The 16,287-nt window shown below is 73.7% G+C and carries 14 protein-coding genes; 8 read left to right on the forward strand and 6 right to left on the reverse strand.

Annotated features, from left to right (window positions below; all coding sequences use genetic code 11):
* Positions 1-161: 161 nt before the first annotated feature.
* Complete coding sequence (locus tag AB0B94_RS21505; RefSeq protein WP_357282698.1) at positions 162-2,396, forward strand: adenylate/guanylate cyclase domain-containing protein; 2,235 nt, start codon at positions 162-164, stop codon at positions 2,394-2,396.
* Positions 2,397-2,603: 207 nt separating this feature from the next.
* Here AB0B94_RS21505 and AB0B94_RS21510 read toward each other — a convergent pair whose 3' ends face one another.
* Positions 2,604-3,479, reverse strand: coding sequence for a methyltransferase domain-containing protein (locus AB0B94_RS21510; protein ID WP_357282700.1), 876 nt, complete (start codon positions 3,477-3,479; stop codon positions 2,604-2,606).
* Positions 3,480-3,599: 120 nt separating this feature from the next.
* Here AB0B94_RS21510 and AB0B94_RS21515 point away from each other — a divergent pair, with 120 nt between their 5' ends.
* Both AB0B94_RS21515 and AB0B94_RS21520 read left to right on the forward strand, forming a co-directional pair.
* Positions 3,600-6,884, forward strand: a complete 3,285-nt coding sequence (locus tag AB0B94_RS21515; RefSeq protein ID WP_357282704.1) for a BTAD domain-containing putative transcriptional regulator — start codon at positions 3,600-3,602, stop codon at positions 6,882-6,884.
* A gap of 90 nt (positions 6,885-6,974) precedes the next feature.
* Entirely contained in the window at positions 6,975-7,667 is a 693-nt protein-coding gene (locus AB0B94_RS21520) for a hemerythrin domain-containing protein (protein WP_357282706.1), read from the forward strand.
* Between the two features lie 119 nt (positions 7,668-7,786).
* On the opposite strand, the gene AB0B94_RS21525 is transcribed toward AB0B94_RS21520, so the two are convergent.
* Complete coding sequence (locus AB0B94_RS21525) at positions 7,787-8,428, reverse strand: helix-turn-helix domain-containing protein (RefSeq protein WP_357282710.1); 642 nt, start codon at positions 8,426-8,428, stop codon at positions 7,787-7,789.
* A 50-nt stretch (positions 8,429-8,478) separates the two neighbouring features.
* Between AB0B94_RS21525 and AB0B94_RS21530 the strand changes: the two genes are divergently transcribed.
* The gene (locus tag AB0B94_RS21530; protein WP_357282713.1) at positions 8,479-9,408 is read left to right on the forward strand and encodes an NADP-dependent oxidoreductase; all 930 of its coding nucleotides are present in this window, start codon (positions 8,479-8,481) and stop codon (positions 9,406-9,408) included.
* A 160-nt stretch (positions 9,409-9,568) separates the two neighbouring features.
* Here the strand turns inward: AB0B94_RS21530 and AB0B94_RS21535 are convergent, their stop codons facing one another.
* From AB0B94_RS21535 to AB0B94_RS21550, 4 genes are all read right to left on the reverse strand, one after another.
* Positions 9,569-10,135 (reverse strand): dienelactone hydrolase family protein, encoded by a 567-nt coding sequence (locus AB0B94_RS21535; RefSeq protein ID WP_357282716.1) that lies wholly within the window; start codon positions 10,133-10,135, stop codon positions 9,569-9,571.
* A gap of 54 nt (positions 10,136-10,189) precedes the next feature.
* Complete coding sequence (locus AB0B94_RS21540) at positions 10,190-11,296, reverse strand: nucleotide disphospho-sugar-binding domain-containing protein (RefSeq protein ID WP_357282718.1); 1,107 nt, start codon at positions 11,294-11,296, stop codon at positions 10,190-10,192.
* A gap of 10 nt (positions 11,297-11,306) precedes the next feature.
* Positions 11,307-12,629 carry a phenylacetate--CoA ligase PaaK gene (paaK, locus tag AB0B94_RS21545; RefSeq protein ID WP_357282722.1) on the reverse strand — a complete coding sequence of 441 codons (1,323 nt, stop codon included), beginning with the start codon at positions 12,627-12,629 and terminating at the stop codon, positions 11,307-11,309.
* A gap of 78 nt (positions 12,630-12,707) precedes the next feature.
* Entirely contained in the window at positions 12,708-13,157 is a 450-nt protein-coding gene (locus AB0B94_RS21550) for a MarR family transcriptional regulator (RefSeq protein ID WP_357282725.1), read from the reverse strand.
* Positions 13,158-13,292: 135 nt separating this feature from the next.
* Here AB0B94_RS21550 and AB0B94_RS21555 point away from each other — a divergent pair, with 135 nt between their 5' ends.
* The 4 genes from AB0B94_RS21555 to crcB all read left to right on the forward strand — a co-directional run bounded on the left by AB0B94_RS21555 (position 13,293) and on the right by crcB (position 16,279).
* On the forward strand, positions 13,293-14,513 hold the full coding sequence (locus AB0B94_RS21555) for an MFS transporter (protein WP_357282729.1): 1,221 nt from the start codon (positions 13,293-13,295) through the stop codon (positions 14,511-14,513).
* A gap of 142 nt (positions 14,514-14,655) precedes the next feature.
* Positions 14,656-15,414, forward strand: coding sequence for a class I SAM-dependent methyltransferase (locus AB0B94_RS21560; protein WP_357282733.1), 759 nt, complete (start codon positions 14,656-14,658; stop codon positions 15,412-15,414).
* A 32-nt stretch (positions 15,415-15,446) separates the two neighbouring features.
* Positions 15,447-15,920, forward strand: coding sequence for a CrcB family protein (locus tag AB0B94_RS21565; protein WP_357282735.1), 474 nt, complete (start codon positions 15,447-15,449; stop codon positions 15,918-15,920).
* Positions 15,917-16,279 carry a fluoride efflux transporter CrcB gene (gene crcB / locus AB0B94_RS21570; RefSeq protein WP_357282737.1) on the forward strand — a complete coding sequence of 121 codons (363 nt, stop codon included), beginning with the start codon at positions 15,917-15,919 and terminating at the stop codon, positions 16,277-16,279. The genes AB0B94_RS21565 and crcB overlap by 4 nt, the downstream gene beginning before the upstream one ends.
* Positions 16,280-16,287 lie beyond the last annotated feature (8 nt).

Consider the following 16,287-nt stretch of genomic DNA (forward strand, 5'->3'; position numbering starts at 1 on the left):
TCTACGGCCGCCCACCGCTTGTGGTACTCCTCGCGTCGACTTTGCGACTAAAGGTTGCAGGTGGCCGACATACGTCGTTCGGCAGATCCCCCGTCGGCCCACTAGTGCCAATCTCCGGAGGTGATCAGGCAACAGCGGGGAGAAAGGCCGGTGCGACACCCATGACCACCAGCATCAACGTCGACACGCAACGGACCGTCACCCCGCTCTGGCCGGTACCCCAGGAGAGGCGCGTCGTCACCGTCCTCTTCGCGGACATCGTCGGCTCCACGGCCCTGGTGGACCGGCTCGACCCCGAGGACGTCCGAGCGTTGCAGCGGGCCTACTTCGACACCGTCGCCGGTGTGCTGCACCGCTGGCACGGCGTGGTCGAGAAGTACATCGGCGACGCCGTGATGGCGCTCTTCGGCGCTCGGCACTCCGACGGCTTCGACGCGTACCGGGCGGTGCGCGCCGGGCTCGAGATCCAGGCCGCGCTGGACCGACGGCCCATGGTCGACGGCATCAGGCTGCGCGTCCGGGTCGGTGTCGCCACCGGCGAGGTAGTGGTCGACCTGGGCGATGTCGTCACCGGCGGGCACGGCGTGGCCAGCGGCGCGGTGATCACCTCCGCAGCCCGCCTGCAGGAGTACGCCGCGCCCGGTGCCGTCGCGCTCTGCGCGGCCACCGCCCGCGCCACCGCCGGCCTGATCACCCAGCGTCAACTGACGCCGGTGCCGGTCGCCGGTCGGGTGCCGCCGATGCCGGTCTGGCACGCCGTCGGGCCGGTACGCCCCGGCGCCGACCGGCACGACGGCCCGTTGATCGGTCGGCGCCGCGAACTGGCCACCATCCGCGACCAGTTGGGCGCTGCCATCCGAAACCGGACACCCCGCTGGATCTCACTGGTCGGCCCCACCGGCAGCGGCCGCAGCCGGCTGCTGCACGAGCTGACCCATGGGCTGACCACTGTGGATGGGATGCCGGTCCGCTGGTGCGTGGCGACCTGTCAGCCGTACCCCGATCAGGTGCTGGCGCCGGTCGCGCACCTGCTCCGCAGCCTCGCCGGGATCCGGCACAGCGACGGCCCGGCGGCGACCCACGACCGCCTCGTCGCCGCCCTGACGCCGCTGCTCCCGCCGACCCGGGTGGCCACCGCCGTCCCGGCGCTCCAGCGGATGCTGACCACCCCGGACGGTTCGGCCGCCGCCCTCGCCGGCGCGGCGATCTGCCGCGAGGTCCTGCTGCGGCTGGCCGCCCACCGACCGCTGATCGTGGCCGTCGACGACCTGGACCGGGCCGCGCCCATGGTGAGCCGCTTCCTGCACACGCTGTTCGGCGCGGCGACGGAGCGCGGGCTGCCGCTGGCCATGCTCACCGTGCACCAGCCCCAGTGGGCAGACAGCCGGCCGGGTCCGGCCCGCCAGCTGACGATCGGACCGCTGGCCACTGTGCAGTCCGGACGGCTGCTGCGCCACCTGCTCACCCGGGCCGGGCAGCCGGTGGCCCTGGTCGACCGGCTGCTGCCGCTGGTGGGAGGCCGACCCGGGCACGCGGCAGCGTACGTCACGTCGCTGGTGGACGGTGCCGATCCGGCGGCGCTCCCGCTGCCCGAGGCGCTACGCCGGGCCGTCGGCGCCGAGCTGGACCACCTCGACGGTGAGCGGCGGGCGGTGCTGATGGCCGCCGGCACCCTCGGTGGTCTGATCTCCGGGGCGGCCGTGGACCAGGCACTCGGCTGGACGCCCGGGCGGTCCGCACCCACGCTCCGCGGTCTGGTCGCCGCGGGGCTGCTGCTCCCCCACCACGTCGACGGGTACGCGTTCGCCGCTCCCGCGCTGCGCCAGGTCGCCGCCGAGCGGTTGCCCCGCGCCCTGCGGGCTGTCTTCCAACGCCGGGCTGCCGGCGTGTCGCACCTCGACAGCGTGCGACGCAACGACGACCCGCGCGGTGGGGCGGTCAACGGCTCGGCGGCGAGGAGCGCGGAGATCGTGCGCCTCGACACCGTTGGCGCTCGGACCGGCCGCCTCGACGCGGTCTTCGCGGCGCTGGCCTCGGCGGGGCCGGGCGGTGTCACCGGCCCGACCGCGCTGGGGCGAGCCAACCCCACCCCGACGATGGCCACCCGTCCCGCCGCGCCGGGTCCCGGTGCCGAGCGCACGGTGGGCCCCCGCCGGCTCCGAGCCGTCGCCTCGGCTGGTGACGTACCGCCGACGCCGGCTCCAGCGGTGTCCGTAACTCCGGGCGGTAGCTCGTCCCGGGACGTCGGACGGCCCGCCGCGCCGGTCCGCCCCACGCCGGCGAGTTCGGCCGGGCACCTGACACTCGCCGACGCCGGCACTCCGCCGGGCGTGGTGCGGGCACTACCCCGCCCGCCGTTGACCCGCCCACTGGACGGCCTGCCAGCCTCCGCCTGACAGTGGGCATCCCCGCCCTGCCCTGCCGATCATGGAGTTGTGGTGGGTGACAAACGCCTTGGCGATGAACAAGTCGGGCACCACAACTCCATGATCGACGGACCTGGGCGGCGATCTTGCACTTGCTGTCCCGGCATAAGCGGCATCCCACTGATATCGACAGCCGAAACTGCAAGATCGGCGCGGTGGGGGTGGGGGTGGGGATGCTTAGGGTACGGACGCCGAGGCCAGCAGTGCCGCGGTCGGCAGCGCGAGCAGGCCGTCGGGGCCACGGTAGCGGGCGGTCACCTCGTCGAACGCGGCACGAATGCGGCTGATCATGGCCGCCGGCTGGGTCTCCAGCACCAGACCTGGCTTGCTGATGCCGTTGGCGGGGCCACGCCACCAGGCCTCCGGGTCGGTGCGGTGCGCCCAGCTGACCGTCTGGCAGCGCACGTCGACGAGGCCGGCCCCGTCGAGCAGGCCGGCCACCCCGTCAGGGGTACGCGGGAAGTCCCGGTCGGCGTCCACCGTCGGGGCGGCGGCGCGCCGTTCGACACCAGCGGCGTCGAAGACCTCAGCCCAGAGGCTCTGCGCCTCGGGCGGGGGGTGCGGCCACACGGTGACCGCGACCCGACCCGCCGACCGGACGACCCGTCGCAGCTCGGTGATCGCGGCCAGCGGATCGCCCACGTGATTGATCACGAAGTTCGCCACCGCCGCGTCGAACGACCGGGAGGCGAACGGGAGGTGGGGCAGAGCCGCGACGCGGACCTCGTCGGCCGACGGAACGCGGTCGCGCGCCAACTCGACCATGCTGGGCTCGGCGTCGACGGCGACGACCGTGGCATGGCGAGCGCATCCCAGCCTGGCCACCGTGCCGGAGCCGGTGCCCGCGTCGAGCACCCGTGTGCCCGCCCCGACGTTGGCGGCGTCCAACAACGCTGGCGCGGGGTACGCGCAGAGCGCGGCGAGACTGCTGTCGTACGCCCCCGCGCGCCCGGCCCAGCGCGACCGTTCATATTCGTCGAAGGCCGTCGTGGTCATCGTCAGGCCCCCGTCGAGGATCGTGATGGTGGCGCCACCGTATCGAACAAGGCGCATCCTGCGGTGCCCCGCGCGGTGGGAGCCCCCCGCCCCCGCCCGCGCCCGCCGTGAGCTGGCTGCCCGGTGTCCAGCGGGAGCCGATGGGCGGCTCGCGAGCGCGACTAGGATTGGTTCGTCATGCTGCTACGGGTGCTCGGGTCGCTTGAGGTTGAGGTCGACACAGGCGGGCCGGTCGACCTCGGCGGCCCCCGTCAACGCGCCGTGCTCGCGCTCCTGCTCGCGGCCCGCGGCGAGGTCGTCTCCGTCGGGCAGATGATCGAGGATCTGTGGCGGGGTGACCCGCCGCCCCGGGCGATCGCCTCCCTGCAGGCGTACGTCTCGCACCTGCGCCGCCTGTTGGAGCCGACCCGCGAGCGCCGGGCGCCGGCCCGGGTCCTGGTCACCGCGCCACCTGGCTACGCGCTGCGGCTGCCCGCCGACGCCGTCGACGCCGGTCGGTTCGAGACGCTGCTCGCCGAGGCGCGTGCGGTCGGCCCCGCCGACCCGGGCCGGGCACGTCGGTTGCTCAACGGCGGGCTCGAGCTGTGGCGCGGTCGGGCGTACGCCGAGTTCGCCGGTGAGCCGTGGGCGCAGCCGGAGGTGCTGCGGCTGGAGGAGCTGCGGCTCGGCGCCCGGGAGCTGCTGCTCGACGTGACGGTGCGCTGCGGCGACGCGGCCGAGGCGGTGCCGGAGGCGGAGCTGTTGACCCGGCAGGCGCCGCTGCGGGAGGAGAGCTGGCGGCTGCTGGCGCTGGCGTTGTGGCGTACCGGTCGGCAGGGCGACGCGCTGGCCGCGCTGCGCCGGGCCCGGGCGACCCTGGCCGACCAGCTCGGACTGGACCCCGGTCCGGCGCTGGTCGAGGTGGAGTCCGCCATCCTGGGCCAGCGACTCGACCTGCTGCCACCGGTGCCGGCGACAGCGGCACGCGCCCGGCCGCCGGTGCCGGAGGAGGTCTTCGTCGGCCGGGAGGCAGAGCTGCGGGCGCTGCGGCAGGCAGCCGCCGAGACGGTGGCGGGCGGGCCGCGCGTCGCCCTGCTCAGCGGTGAGGCCGGGGCCGGCAAGACGTGCCTGCTCACCCGGTTTCGGGACGAGCTGACCGCGGACGGCTGGCTGGTCGCCGTCGGCCGCTGCCCCGAGGTCGACGGCGCCCCGCCGGCCTGGGCGTGGGTCGAGGCGCTGCGGCAACTCGCCGAACAGACACCCCCGGGTGACCTCGCACCGGCGCTCGCCCCGCTGCTCGGTGGGGGCGACGGTGCGCCCGGCGGCGACGTCACCGCCGGCCGGTTCCGGCTGCACCGCGCCGTCGGCGCCTGGTTGGACGCCGCCGCGGCCCGCAGACCGGTCACCGTGATCCTCGACGACCTGCACGCCGCCGACGCCGAGACGTTGCTGCTGTTGCAGAGCCTCACCGAGATGACCAGCGGCAGCGTCCTGTTCGTCGCGGCGCTGCGGCCGGCCGACAACACCGAGCGGCTCGCCGACACGATGGCCGTCCTGGCCCGCCGGTCACCCCACCGGATCCCGCTGGGCGGTCTGAGCTCGTCAGAGGTCGAACGGCTGCTCGGCGCGCTGGCCCGGAGCACCGTCGACCCGGACACGGTCACCGCGTTGGCCGAGCGCACCGGCGGTAACCCGTTCTACGTCCGGGAGTCGGCGCGGCTGCTCGCCGCCGAGGGCACGCTCGTGGCCACCTCCGACGTGCCCGAGGGCGTACGCGACGTGCTGCGCCGACGACTCTCCCGCCTCCCGTCGACTGTCGTCTCGGTGCTGCGTCTCGCCTCGGCCGTGGGGCGGGAGGCCGAGGTGTCGACGCTCGTCGACGCCGCCGGCACCGACGAGGGCACCGTCCTGCGGGCGCTGGAAGCCGGGTTGGCCGCCGGACTGCTCACCGAACCGGCGCCCGGGCGGGTGCGGTTCGTACACGGCCTGGTCTGCGACACCATCTACACCGACCTGCCGCAGTTGCGCCGCACCCGCCTGCACGCGCGGATCGCCGCCGCCACCCGCCGGCTGCGGCCCGACGACTACCCCGCCCTGGCCCACCAGTACGCCCGCGCCGCGTCGGCCGACACCGCGCCGCTCGCCGTCGACTACGCCGTCCGGGCCGCCGAACTGGCCGAGCGGCGGTACGCGTACGACGCCGCGATCGAGCTGCTCGGCAATGCTGTCGAGGCAGCCGCCACTGTCGCCGGGGACCGCGACGCCCTCCGGGTCGACCTGCTCGGGCGGTTGTTGCGCGCCCAGGCGCGGGCCGGCGCGGTGGCGGCCGCCCGGCAGACCCGGGCTCGGGCGATCGACGTCGCCGCGGCGTCCGGCCGCGACGACCTGCTGGTGGCGGCGTTCAGCGCGTGGACCGTCCCCACCCCGTGGTTGACCCACGAGTACGGCGTGGTCGACCACCGGGTCGTCGAGCTGGTCACCAGGCTGCTGCGCGCCGACGACCTGGACCCGGTCGCCCGCTGCCGGCTGCTGGAGGCGCTGGCCAGCGAGTTGGACGGCGAGTCCGATCCGCGCGGCGTGGCGGCCGGACGGGAGGCGCTGGCCCTCTCGCAGCGGTTGGGTGACCCCGAGCTGCGCGCCCTGGGGCTGGCCGCGCGGCTGCGCACCATGAGCTACGAGCGGGAGGCGCCGGAGCGTCGGGCCTTCGCCCTTGAGCTGCGTGACCTCGCCGACGCGCACGGGCTGGTGACCTACCGTTCGGTCGCCGAGCAGGCGCTGGGCCACTGCGCTGCCGCCCTGAACGAGCCGGACGAGCTGCGCCGCAGCGTCGCCCGGCAGGGGTGGCTGGCCGAGACGTACCAGCTCAACGAGGCGCAGACGATCAACCTGTGCTCGCTGGGCGCCCTCGCGCACATCGCCGGCGACTTCGCCGCCGCGCGGCGGCACTACGACCAGGTCGCCGTGCAGATGCGGCGGCAGGGTTCGCTGCACGCCGCTGCCTTCCACTACTTCTCCACCGGCACCCTGCTGATCAGCCAGGGACGGTTCGGTGAGCACCTGGAGGCGACCCGGCGGATACGGGGGTCGTTGGGTCCGATCGTTGACGACCTGCTGGCGCTGGCGCTGATCGGCAGCGGACGCCTGGACGAGGCGCGGGCCATGCCGATCGGAGGGCACACCTACCGCCCGGACTACTTCGAGTCGGCGCTGCTCAGCGTACGCGGGATGGTCGTGGTGGCGCTGGGTCGACGGGACCTGGCCCCACCCGTGATCGACGCGCTGCTCCCGGTACGCGACCAACTGGCCGGCTTCTCCACCACCGCGGCAGTCGTGCGGCCGGTCGCGCTGACGCTCGGGGAGCTGTTCCGGCTGGTGGGCCGCACCGAGGAGGCGACCCGGCACTTCACCCTCGCCGCGCGGGTCGCCCGCCGGTGGGAGTCGCCGCACTGGCTGGCCGAGGCGACCGCGGCGATGGTCCGCTGACCGTCACTGCTGGCGGATTCCAAGCCGGTTCCAAGTGGCACCGAGCATGATCAACAGATCTGTGCCAGTTGATCCCTCGGAAAGGTCACCGTGAACCAGAACCACCGCGAAGCCATGGCCGACGTACGCGACATGTACATGGCGCACTCGGCGCTCCGTCGCGAATTCAGCCTGCTGCCGCAGCTCGTCCGTGACGTCACCCCGGGCGACGCCACGCGCGCGGAGGTCGTCGGCGCCCACGCCGAGATGCTCTGCCACATCCTGCACCTGCACCACGAGGGCGAGGACCTGCTGCTCTGGCCCCGGCTGCTGGAGCGCGGCGGCGCGGCAGCCGCGGCGATCGTGCCCACCATGGAGGCGCAGCACCACGCCATTGAGGACGCCCACGCGACGGTGGTCGCCCTCCTCCCCCAGTGGCGTCGCACCGCGCGCGGCGGTGAACAGCTCGCGGACGCCCTGGAGCAGCTACGCGCCGCGCTGATCGAGCACATGGCCCTGGAGGAGAGCGAGATCCTGCCGCTGGCGCAACGGCACGTCACCGCCCGGGAGTGGATGCAGCTCGGCGAGCACGGCATGAGCAAGTCCCCGAAGAAGCAGCTCCCGCTGGCCTTCGGCCTGGCCATGTACGAGGGCGACCCGGAGGTGGTCAAGGCGGTGCTGGCGCACGCTCCGCTGCCGGCCCGGCTGCTCATGCCGCTCATCGCGCCCCGGCTGTTCGCCAGCCACGCCAAGCGGGTGCACGGCACCGCCACGCCCCCGCGCATCGGCGCCACCGTCGGCTGAGCAAGGTCGGCGGCTCGCCCGACGCGGCTGGGCCGGCGGCTCGCCCGACGGCTGGGCCGGCCATCGACGCGGCGGTCCGAGCCGGAATCCCGGCCAGCCGGGTCGCCGGGAGAACCGGCTCACCCGGCCGGGTCTGGAACCGACGCCGGGGGCGCCAACCGCGCCACGGGCGGGAGCGGCGAGACATCCGGGGAGGCGTGAAATGCCGAGATGGCGAGCGCGGCGAAGCGCCGGGAGGCGCTGACCTGGGTAGTCGGCGAGCTCGCGTGGATTCCGCTGTTGGCCATGAGCACGAGGATGACGTCGTCCAGGACGAAGTCGCGGCGCAGGCGACCGGCTTCCTTCGCCCGGCGGGCCAGCTCGTCGATCGCTCTGAGCGCGTATTCACGGCGCGCCTCGAAATCAACCGCCTTGGGAAAGGTCGACATAAGAGCTGCGGTAAAGCCCCGGTCACGTGCGTGCAGTTCACACATTTTCTCGATCACGAGACAGAAACCGCGCCATGGATCCGAATTGGCAAGGCCCTCGTCGACGACGCCGCGACACGCGTACATCTGTTCTGCGAATGCCTCGGTGACCAGCATCTCCTTGGTCGGAAACCGGCGGTACAGGGTGGCGGGTGCAACCCCGGCCCGCCGGGCGACCACCCGCATCGGCACGTCCAGGCCGTCAACGGCGAAGACCGCGCGGGCGGCCTCGAGGATGCGCTCGCGGTTGTCCAGGGCGTCGGAGCGAAGAGCGTGAGGCAAACGATCGGTCACGGCTCTCACTTTAGCGAGGCGGACAGCGGCGTGCGTTAGCGTCCGTGGGCATGAGGGCTTTGCAATTTTCGAAGTACGGTCCCGCGAGTGTCCTTAAGGTATCGGAGGCACCGGAACCGCACGCCGGAGCCGGCCAGATACGGGTGGCGGTTCGGGCCTCGGGTGTCAATCCGGCCGACACCTACGTGCGCGCCGGGCGATTCCAGGAATGGATCCCGCTCCGCCTGCCGCACGTGCCCGGTGTCGACGCCGCCGGCGTGGTGGACGAGATCGGTGACGGGGTGACCACGGCGCGGGTGGGCGATGAGGTTTTCGGGATCACGGACTACGCCCAGATGGGCGGAGCGAACGCCGAGTACGCCGTCCTGGCCGCGTGGGCACCGAAGCCGGCCGCCCTGAGCTGGGAGCAGGCCGGCGGCGCGGCGGGCAACATCGAGACGGCCACCCGAGTGCTCGACCGGTTGGGCGTCAGGGACGGCACCACGCTGTTGATCGAGGGCGCGGCCGGCGGGGTCGGTACGACAGCGGTCCAGCTCGCGGTCGCACGCGGTGCGGCCGTCATCGGCACAGCCAGCGACCGCAACCATGACCTCGTCGCCTCGCTCGGGGCGATCCCGACCACCTACGGCCCCAGGCTGGCCGAACGGGTCCACACTCTGTTGCCCGGCGGGGTGGATGTCGTACTCGACTGCGCCGGCTCTGGTTCCCTGCCAGACCTGGTCGGCCTGGTCGGCGACCCGGACAGGGTGGTGAGCATCGCCGACATCAACGCCGAGGCCTACGGCGTGCACCTGTCGCGCGGCTCTGGCCCCGGCGCTGACACACCGGCGCTCGCAGGAATCGCCGCCGCCGGCGAACTCGCCGAGCGGAGTCGTTTCACAGTGCCGGTCGCGGCGGTGTTCTCTCTTAAAGAGGCGGCCGCCGCCCACGAGCTCAGTGAGTCCCGCCGTGCGCGAGGCAAGATCGTGCTGAAGCCGTAGGTCGCCCACCACGGTCCGCCCTCGCCTGGAGAGCCCGCCCGGTCACCGACGACGGCGTGGGCCGTGACGTGACGGAGGGAGATGGCACGTCCCACGGGACCGGGTGACCGTCCGGTGTGGTCGGCGAGCACCACCCAGGCGCGGTCAGCGGGACGGGTGCTCAGCGGGCGGCCAGGAAGGCCAGCACGCGCGGCCAGGCCGTCGCGGTCGCGTCCGGGGAGTAGTCGGCCACGTCCGGGTCGGTGAACAGGTGGCCCACGCCCGGATAGCGGAAGACCGTCAGGTCAGCGCCGGCGTCGGTCAGCGCCTGCCGCCACTCGTCGACCTCGTCCGGCGCGTCGTACGGATCGGGGTCGGCGAGGTGCAGCTGCACCGGCAGCCCGGGTCGGACCGCGTCCGGGGCGCCGCCGGTGCCGTGCAGCAGGAGCAGGCCGGCGGCGTCGGGGCGCTCGGCCAGCAGCGCCCCGGCCACCCCGGCGCCCATCGAGAAGCCGCCGAGCACCGTCTCCGGTGGCAGGTCACGCAGCGCGTCGCGGGCCCGGTCCAGCACCACCTCCTGGCCGATCTTGTCGAGGAGCGCGAAGCCCTCCTCGACGGTGCCGGTGGCCGGGACGCCGTACAGGTCGGGGGTGCTGACCTGGTGCCCGGCGGCGCGCAACCGGTCGGCGGCGGCGCGCACGGCGGGCCGCAGCCCGTACACGGAGTGGAACAGCACGACGTGTCGCATCCGGTCATCCTGCCGCAGTCGACGGTGCATCAGGGGCGGCCACGCGGGGTGGCGTCAGACCAGTGCCGCCAGCCGCGCGACCAGGTCCGTCGGTGGCGGCATCGCGGCGATCTCGCGGCTGACCTGCGCGGCAGCGGTCCGCAGGCGCTCGTCGGTGAGCAGCCGGGTCAGTGCCCCCGCGGTGATGTCCCGGGGGCGCAGCGCCAGGCCGGCGCCCCGGCGGGCCACCAGCTCGGCGTTGTGCCGCCGGTCCCCGGGGCCCGTGGTGGCCAGCTGCGGCCGGCCCGCGGCGAAAGCGCCGAGGGCGCTGCCCGCGCCACCGTGGTGCACCAGCGCCGCGCTCGCCGGTAGGGCCTCGTCGAGCGGAATCCAGCCGACCACCCGCACGTTGCCGGGCACCGAGCGGGCCGACCGCTCGTCGGGGCGGACCAGCACGATCTCGGCGTCCACCTCGGCCGCGGCGGCCACCACGGCGGGCATCGGCCCCCGGTCGCCGGGGCCGGTGAGGGTGCTGCGGGTGACCAGGATCCGCTGGCGCTCACCCGGCTCGCGCAACCAGGCCGGCAGTTCCCCGCCGCCGACGTAGGACGTGTAGCGCATCGGCCAGCCGCCCTGCGTGGCAACGCTGGGTGGGGCCACGGCCAGGGCGGCGGCCGGCGCGGGCAGCTCGGTGAGGCCGTGGCGGCGCAGCGCCGCGCCGAGTCGGGCGACGGTGGCCCGGACCAGGTCCCGGCCGTCGAAGAGGGCGTTCTCCTGGCGTACGGCCGGCACGTCGAGCCGCGCGGCGGCCACCGCACCGGCGACCGCGAACGGCTCGTACAGCACCAGATCCGGCCGCCACCGGGTGGCCAGCGCGACCACCGGGTCGACGAGTTGGTCGTTGAGCGCGCCGAACAGCAGGCCGGCGCCCCGGGTGCCGGCGGTGCCGGCCATCTCCGCCCGCGCGATCAGCGGGTGACGGGGAAGGATCCGCAGCGCGATCCGGCGGAAGTCGAAGCCCGGCGCGATGTCGTGCACCGGCAGGCCCGCCTCGGCGGCGGCCAGAGCTCCGCCGCCGGTGGCCACCAGCACGTCGTGGCCGGCGTCGCGGAGGGCGACCGCCAGCGGCACCAGCGGGAAGACGTGCCCGACGAGCGGGGCGGAGACCACCAGCACGCGCATGGGCACGATCCTATGTCGACGACGACAGCGAGGCAGGCCGCTGGTCGACGATGCGGCGCATCTTGCCCATCGACCGTTCCACGGCGTCGGGGGCGAGGACGTCGACCGCCACGCTCACGCCGATGGTGTTCTTCACCAGCTGAACCAGCGCCTCGCCGGCCCGCTCGGCGGCGTCCACGTCGACGCCGGCTCGCCGTTCCACCCGCACCGTGAGGGTGTCCAGCCGGCCGTGTCGATCGAGGACACACTGGAAGTGCGGCGAGAGCTGCGGGGTGCGCAGGATCAGCTCCTCGATCTGGGTGGGGAAGATGTTCACCCCACGCAGGATCATCATGTCGTCGGTGCGGCCGGTGATCTTCTCGATCCGGCGCATCGGTCGGGCGGTGCCGGGCAGCAGCCGGGTCAGGTCGCGGGTGCGGTAGCGCACGACCGGCATCGCCTCCTTGGTCAGGGAGGTCAACACCAGCTCACCCCGCTCGCCGTCGGGCAGCACCGCCCCGGTGACCGGGTCGATGATCTCCGGGTAGAAGTGGTCCTCCCAGAGGTGCAGGCCGTCCTTGGTCTCGACGCACTCGGTCGCCACGCCGGGGCCCATCACCTCGGAGAGCCCGTAGATGTCGACGGCGTGGATGTCCAGCTGCTGCTCGATCTCGCGGCGCATGTCCTCGGTCCACGGCTCGGCGCCGAAGATGCCCACCTGCAGTGCTGTGGCACGCGGGTCGATGCCCTGGCGGCGCATCTCGTCGACGATGGCCAGCAGGTAGCTGGGCGTGACCATGATGACCTCGGGCTCGAAGTCGCGGATCAGCATGACCTGACGCTCGGTCATGCCCCCGGAGACCGGGATGACAGTGCAGCCCAGCTCCTCGGCGCCGTAGTGCGCGCCCAGGCCGCCGGTGAAGAGCCCGTAGCCGTACGCGACGTGCACCCGGTCGCCGGGGCGGCCGCCGGAGGCGCGGATCGAGCGGGCCATCAGTCGCGCCCAGGTGCGCAGGTCGTCACTGGTGTAGCCGACCACTGTCAGCCGGCCGGTGGTGCCGGAGGAGGCGTGCAGGCGGGCGACCCGCTCCCGGGGTACGGCGAACATGCCGAACGGGTAGTTCTCCCGCAGCTCCGCCTTGCCGGTGAACGGGAAGCGTGCCAGGTCGTCGAGATCCCGGCAGTCGTCCGGGTGCACGCCGGCCGCGTCGAACGCCCGTCGGTAGTGCGGCACATTGTCGTACGCGTGCCGCAACGACCAGCGCAGTCGGTCGCGTTGCAGGGCGCGCAGCTCGTCGATGCCGGCGCGCTCGATCGGCTCCAGCTCCTCGGGACGAGGGGTGCGGTCCTGCATCGGCTGCCTCCTTGGCGCGGCGGTCCCGGTGGGGCTGCGGGTACCGTACGCCCGGTGTGGCCGGGGCCGGCGGGGCGGTCAGCCGGTGACCGGCAGCCGGTGCAGGGCGTCGACGAGCGGGGCCAGCTCGGGGGTGGCCTCCGCCTGGGCGAGCGCGTCGGTGAGCACCCGGTCGTGGGTCGGTCGGGTCTGGGCGAGCAGCTCGGAACCGGCCGGGGTCAGCTCGGTGTAGATGCCGCGCCGGTCGTCGGCGCAGAGGATGCGGGTGAGCAGCCCCCGCTGCTCCAGGCGGGTGACCAGCCGGGTGGTGGCGCTGCCGGAGAGCGCGGCGGCGCGGGCGAGCTGACTCATCCGCATGTGCCAGCCGTCCTGGCGGGACAGCGCGTCGAGCACCGTGTATTCCACGACGGAGAGGTCGTGGCCGGCCTGCAGGGCCCGCTCCAGTGACGTCTCGATCAGCCCGTGCAGGGCGGCGAGGGTGCGCCAACCCTGCGCGCGGATCTCGACCGCGTCGTCGGCGATGCCCATGGCGGCCTCCTCGGTGTGATCTGAACGGACCCCAGGCTACCACGCTTGCGCCGATATAAAGCGCGTGCAAGTATTTCCTTGCTGGCGCGCGTAGTTGCAAGCGCCGCACAAATGCCCTCTCCCGATGGGAAGACCATGTCCGTACGCCCCAAGTCCCTGCCGCCCGGCCTGATCGCGCTGGCCATCGGCGCCTTCGGCATCGGGCTCACCGAGTTCGTGATCATGGGTCTGCTGCCCGAGGTGGCCGCCGACTTCGCGGTCACCGAGTCGGTGGCCGGCTGGTTGATCTCCGGCTACGCGCTCAGCGTGGCGGTCGGCGGGGTCGCCCTCACCGCGGCCGTCACCCGACTGCCGCGCAAACCGGTGCTGCTCGGCCTGATGGTGCTCTTCATCATCGGCAACCTGCTCTCCGCCGTCGCCGGCGACTACGCAGTGATGATGGCCGGTCGGATCGTCGCCGCGCTCTGCCACGGCGCGTTCTTCGGCATCGGCGCCGTGGTCGCCGCCGGCCTGGTCGCACCGGCCCGCCGGGCGGGCGCCATCGCCATGATGTTCGCGGGCCTGACCATCGCCAACGTGCTCGGCGTGCCGTTCGGCACCTTCCTCGGGCAGCACTTCGGCTGGCGGTCGACGTTCTGGGCGATCACCGCCATCGGGGTGGTCGCCCTGATCGGGCTGGCCCTGCTGATCCCGGCGGGCGCCACCGCCACCGCCGACCGCCCGGCCGGTGGGCTGCGCGGCGAGTTGGGCGCCTTCACCCACCCGCAGGTCTGGCTCTCCCTGGTGATCACCGTCCTGGGCTTCGGTGGGATGTTCGGCGCATTCACCTACATCGCCTACACGCTGACCGAGGTCAGCGGCTTCGCCACCAGCACCGTGCCGTGGCTGCTCGTCCTCTTCGGCGTGGGGCTCTTCGCGGGCAACCTGCTCGGCGGCCGGGCGGCGGACCGGTCCCTGTCGCGCACGCTGGTCACCGTCCTGGCGGTGCTCACGGTGGTGCTCGTCGGCTTCGCGCTGACCGCCACCAATCCGGTGCTGACCATCGTCGCACTGGTGCTGATGGGTGGGTTCGGCTTCGCCACGGTGCCGCCACTGCAAATGCGGATCATGCGGTACGCCCACCAGGCGCCGACCCTGGCGTCCGGGGCGAACATCGCCGCGTTCAACCTCGGCAACGCGCTGGGCGCGTGGATCGGCGGGGTGACCATCGCCGCCGGGCTCGGCTACACCTCGCCGATCTGGGCCGGCGCCGCACTCACCCTCATCGGTCTGGGCGTGCTCCTCGGCGCGCTGCGGCTGGCCCGCCGCGACGAGCCGGCCCGGGGCGAAGCAAGCCTGGTGGACGCCCCGGTCTGACCTCGCCGGGAGGAGGACGCCGGGCCGGGCGGATGCCCGGCCCGGCTTCGCTCTGATCATCGCCCTGCCATGTTCTCGCAATTGCAAAAGATGTGCAACAAGGTCTGGACAACGTCCTCGTGCGGTAACTAGCCTGATCACCATGAGTCCTTACATTGTGGATCCCTGGGCCTGGCAGGAGAGCTGGGACCGTCAACAGGAGGCCTACCTCCCGGACCGGGAACACCGGTTCACCGCAATGCTCGACACCGTCGACGCGGTCCTCGACGGCCGGCCGCCGCGCGTGCTCGACCTGGCCGGCGGCACCGGCACCATCTCGCTGCGGACCCTCGCTCGCTTCCCCGCCGCCGAGCCGACACTGGTCGACCTCGACCCGGCGCTGCTCGCCATCGCCGCCGCCTCGTTGGCCGACCGGGCCACCATCATCACGGCCGACCTCGGCACCCCCGAGTGGCGCTCCACGCTCCCCCACCAGGAGTACGACGCCGTGCTCACCGCCACCGCCCTGCACTGGCTGCCGGCCGACCGGCTCGGGCAGCTCTACGCCGAGCTGCGTGACGTGCTGCGACCGGGCGGGGTCTTCGTCAACGCCGACCACATGCCCGACGACACAGTGCCGGAGCTGACCAAGCGGCTGATGGACCGGGCCCGGGACCGGCGCAACGCCCGGTACGCCGCCGGCTCGATGCTGTCCTGGTCGGACTGGTGGCAGCGGGCCGGCGCCGACCCGGCGCTCGCCCCGCTGGTCGCCCAGCGACACGAGATCTACCCGACCGGACACAGCCCCGATTGGACCCCGCCAATCTCCTGGCACCTGGCCGCGCTCACCGCGGCCGGCTTCAGCGAGGTCGGCACGGTCTGGCGAGGCGGCCCGGACGCCGCCGTGGCGGCTGTGCGCTGACGCCGCCGTCGCCGGCACTACGCTGAGGAGCCGTGCCAGAGCCGTACGAGCCGCGTACCGACCCCGACGTCGACCTGCGCGTCCCCGCCGACCGCCGCGAGCTGACCGCGCGTCCCACGACGATCCTCGCCGCGATCGCGGCCGGCGGGGTGCTCGGCGCGCTGGCCCGCGCCGGCCTGCAACACGCCGTTCCGCACCCACCGACCGGCTTCGGTTGGGCCACCTTCATCGTCAACACGTCCGGCTGCCTGCTGATCGGCGTGCTGATGGCGGTGCTCGGGCACCTCGACGGCGGCCCGCCGCTGGCTCGCCCGTTCCTAGGGGTCGGGGTGCTCGGCGGTTTCACCACCTTCTCCACCTACGCTGTCGACGTCCAGCAGGCGATCGTGGTGGGCGCACCGGGCACCGCCCTGGCGTACCTCGCCGCGACGGTGCTCGGTGCGCTCGTCGCCGTCGCCGTGGGTGACGCCGTCACCGCCGGCCTGCTGGGTCGGGTGACCCGGTGACCGCGCTGCTCATCGCCCTGGGCGCGGCCGTCGGCGCGCCGCTGCGCTACCTCACCGACCGGGCCGTGCAGTCCCGGCACGGCTCGGCGTTCCCCTGGGGGACGCTGCTGGTCAACGTGGCCGGGTCGCTGCTGCTCGGCTTCCTGGTCGGGTGGCCGGCCGGTCCGGCGGTCAGCGCACTGCTCGGCACCGGGTTCTGCGGCGCGCTGACCACCTACTCCACCTTCAGCTACGAGACGCTGCGGCTGACCACTGACGGTTACCGTCTCGTCGCGCTGGCCAACGTGCTCGGCAGCGTGGCCGCCGGGGTCGCCGCGGCCAGCGCCGGCTACGCGGTGGCCCGCGCCCTGACCGGCTGACCGCCGCC

This window comes from Micromonospora sp. NPDC048986 (genome assembly GCF_040649335.1).
In the GTDB taxonomy this organism is placed as follows: Bacteria; Actinomycetota; Actinomycetes; order Mycobacteriales; family Micromonosporaceae; genus Micromonospora; species Micromonospora alfalfae.

Excerpts from the sequence above, each read along its gene's own strand:
- AB0B94_RS21505 (WP_357282698.1), top strand. The coding sequence starts at position 162 with ATGACCACCAGCATCAACGTCGACACGCAACGGACCGTCACCCCGCTC.
- AB0B94_RS21510 (WP_357282700.1), bottom strand. The coding sequence starts at position 3,479 with ATGCGCCTTGTTCGATACGGTGGCGCCACCATCACGATCCTCGACGGG.
- AB0B94_RS21515 (WP_357282704.1), top strand. The coding sequence starts at position 3,600 with ATGCTGCTACGGGTGCTCGGGTCGCTTGAGGTTGAGGTCGACACAGGC.
- AB0B94_RS21530 (WP_357282713.1), top strand. The coding sequence starts at position 8,479 with ATGAGGGCTTTGCAATTTTCGAAGTACGGTCCCGCGAGTGTCCTTAAG.
- AB0B94_RS21535 (WP_357282716.1), bottom strand. The coding sequence starts at position 10,135 with ATGCGACACGTCGTGCTGTTCCACTCCGTGTACGGGCTGCGGCCCGCC.
- AB0B94_RS21540 (WP_357282718.1), bottom strand. The coding sequence starts at position 11,296 with ATGCGCGTGCTGGTGGTCTCCGCCCCGCTCGTCGGGCACGTCTTCCCG.
- paaK (WP_357282722.1), bottom strand. The coding sequence starts at position 12,629 with ATGCAGGACCGCACCCCTCGTCCCGAGGAGCTGGAGCCGATCGAGCGC.
- AB0B94_RS21550 (WP_357282725.1), bottom strand. The coding sequence starts at position 13,157 with ATGGGCATCGCCGACGACGCGGTCGAGATCCGCGCGCAGGGTTGGCGC.
- AB0B94_RS21555 (WP_357282729.1), top strand. The coding sequence starts at position 13,293 with ATGTCCGTACGCCCCAAGTCCCTGCCGCCCGGCCTGATCGCGCTGGCC.
- AB0B94_RS21560 (WP_357282733.1), top strand. The coding sequence starts at position 14,656 with ATGAGTCCTTACATTGTGGATCCCTGGGCCTGGCAGGAGAGCTGGGAC.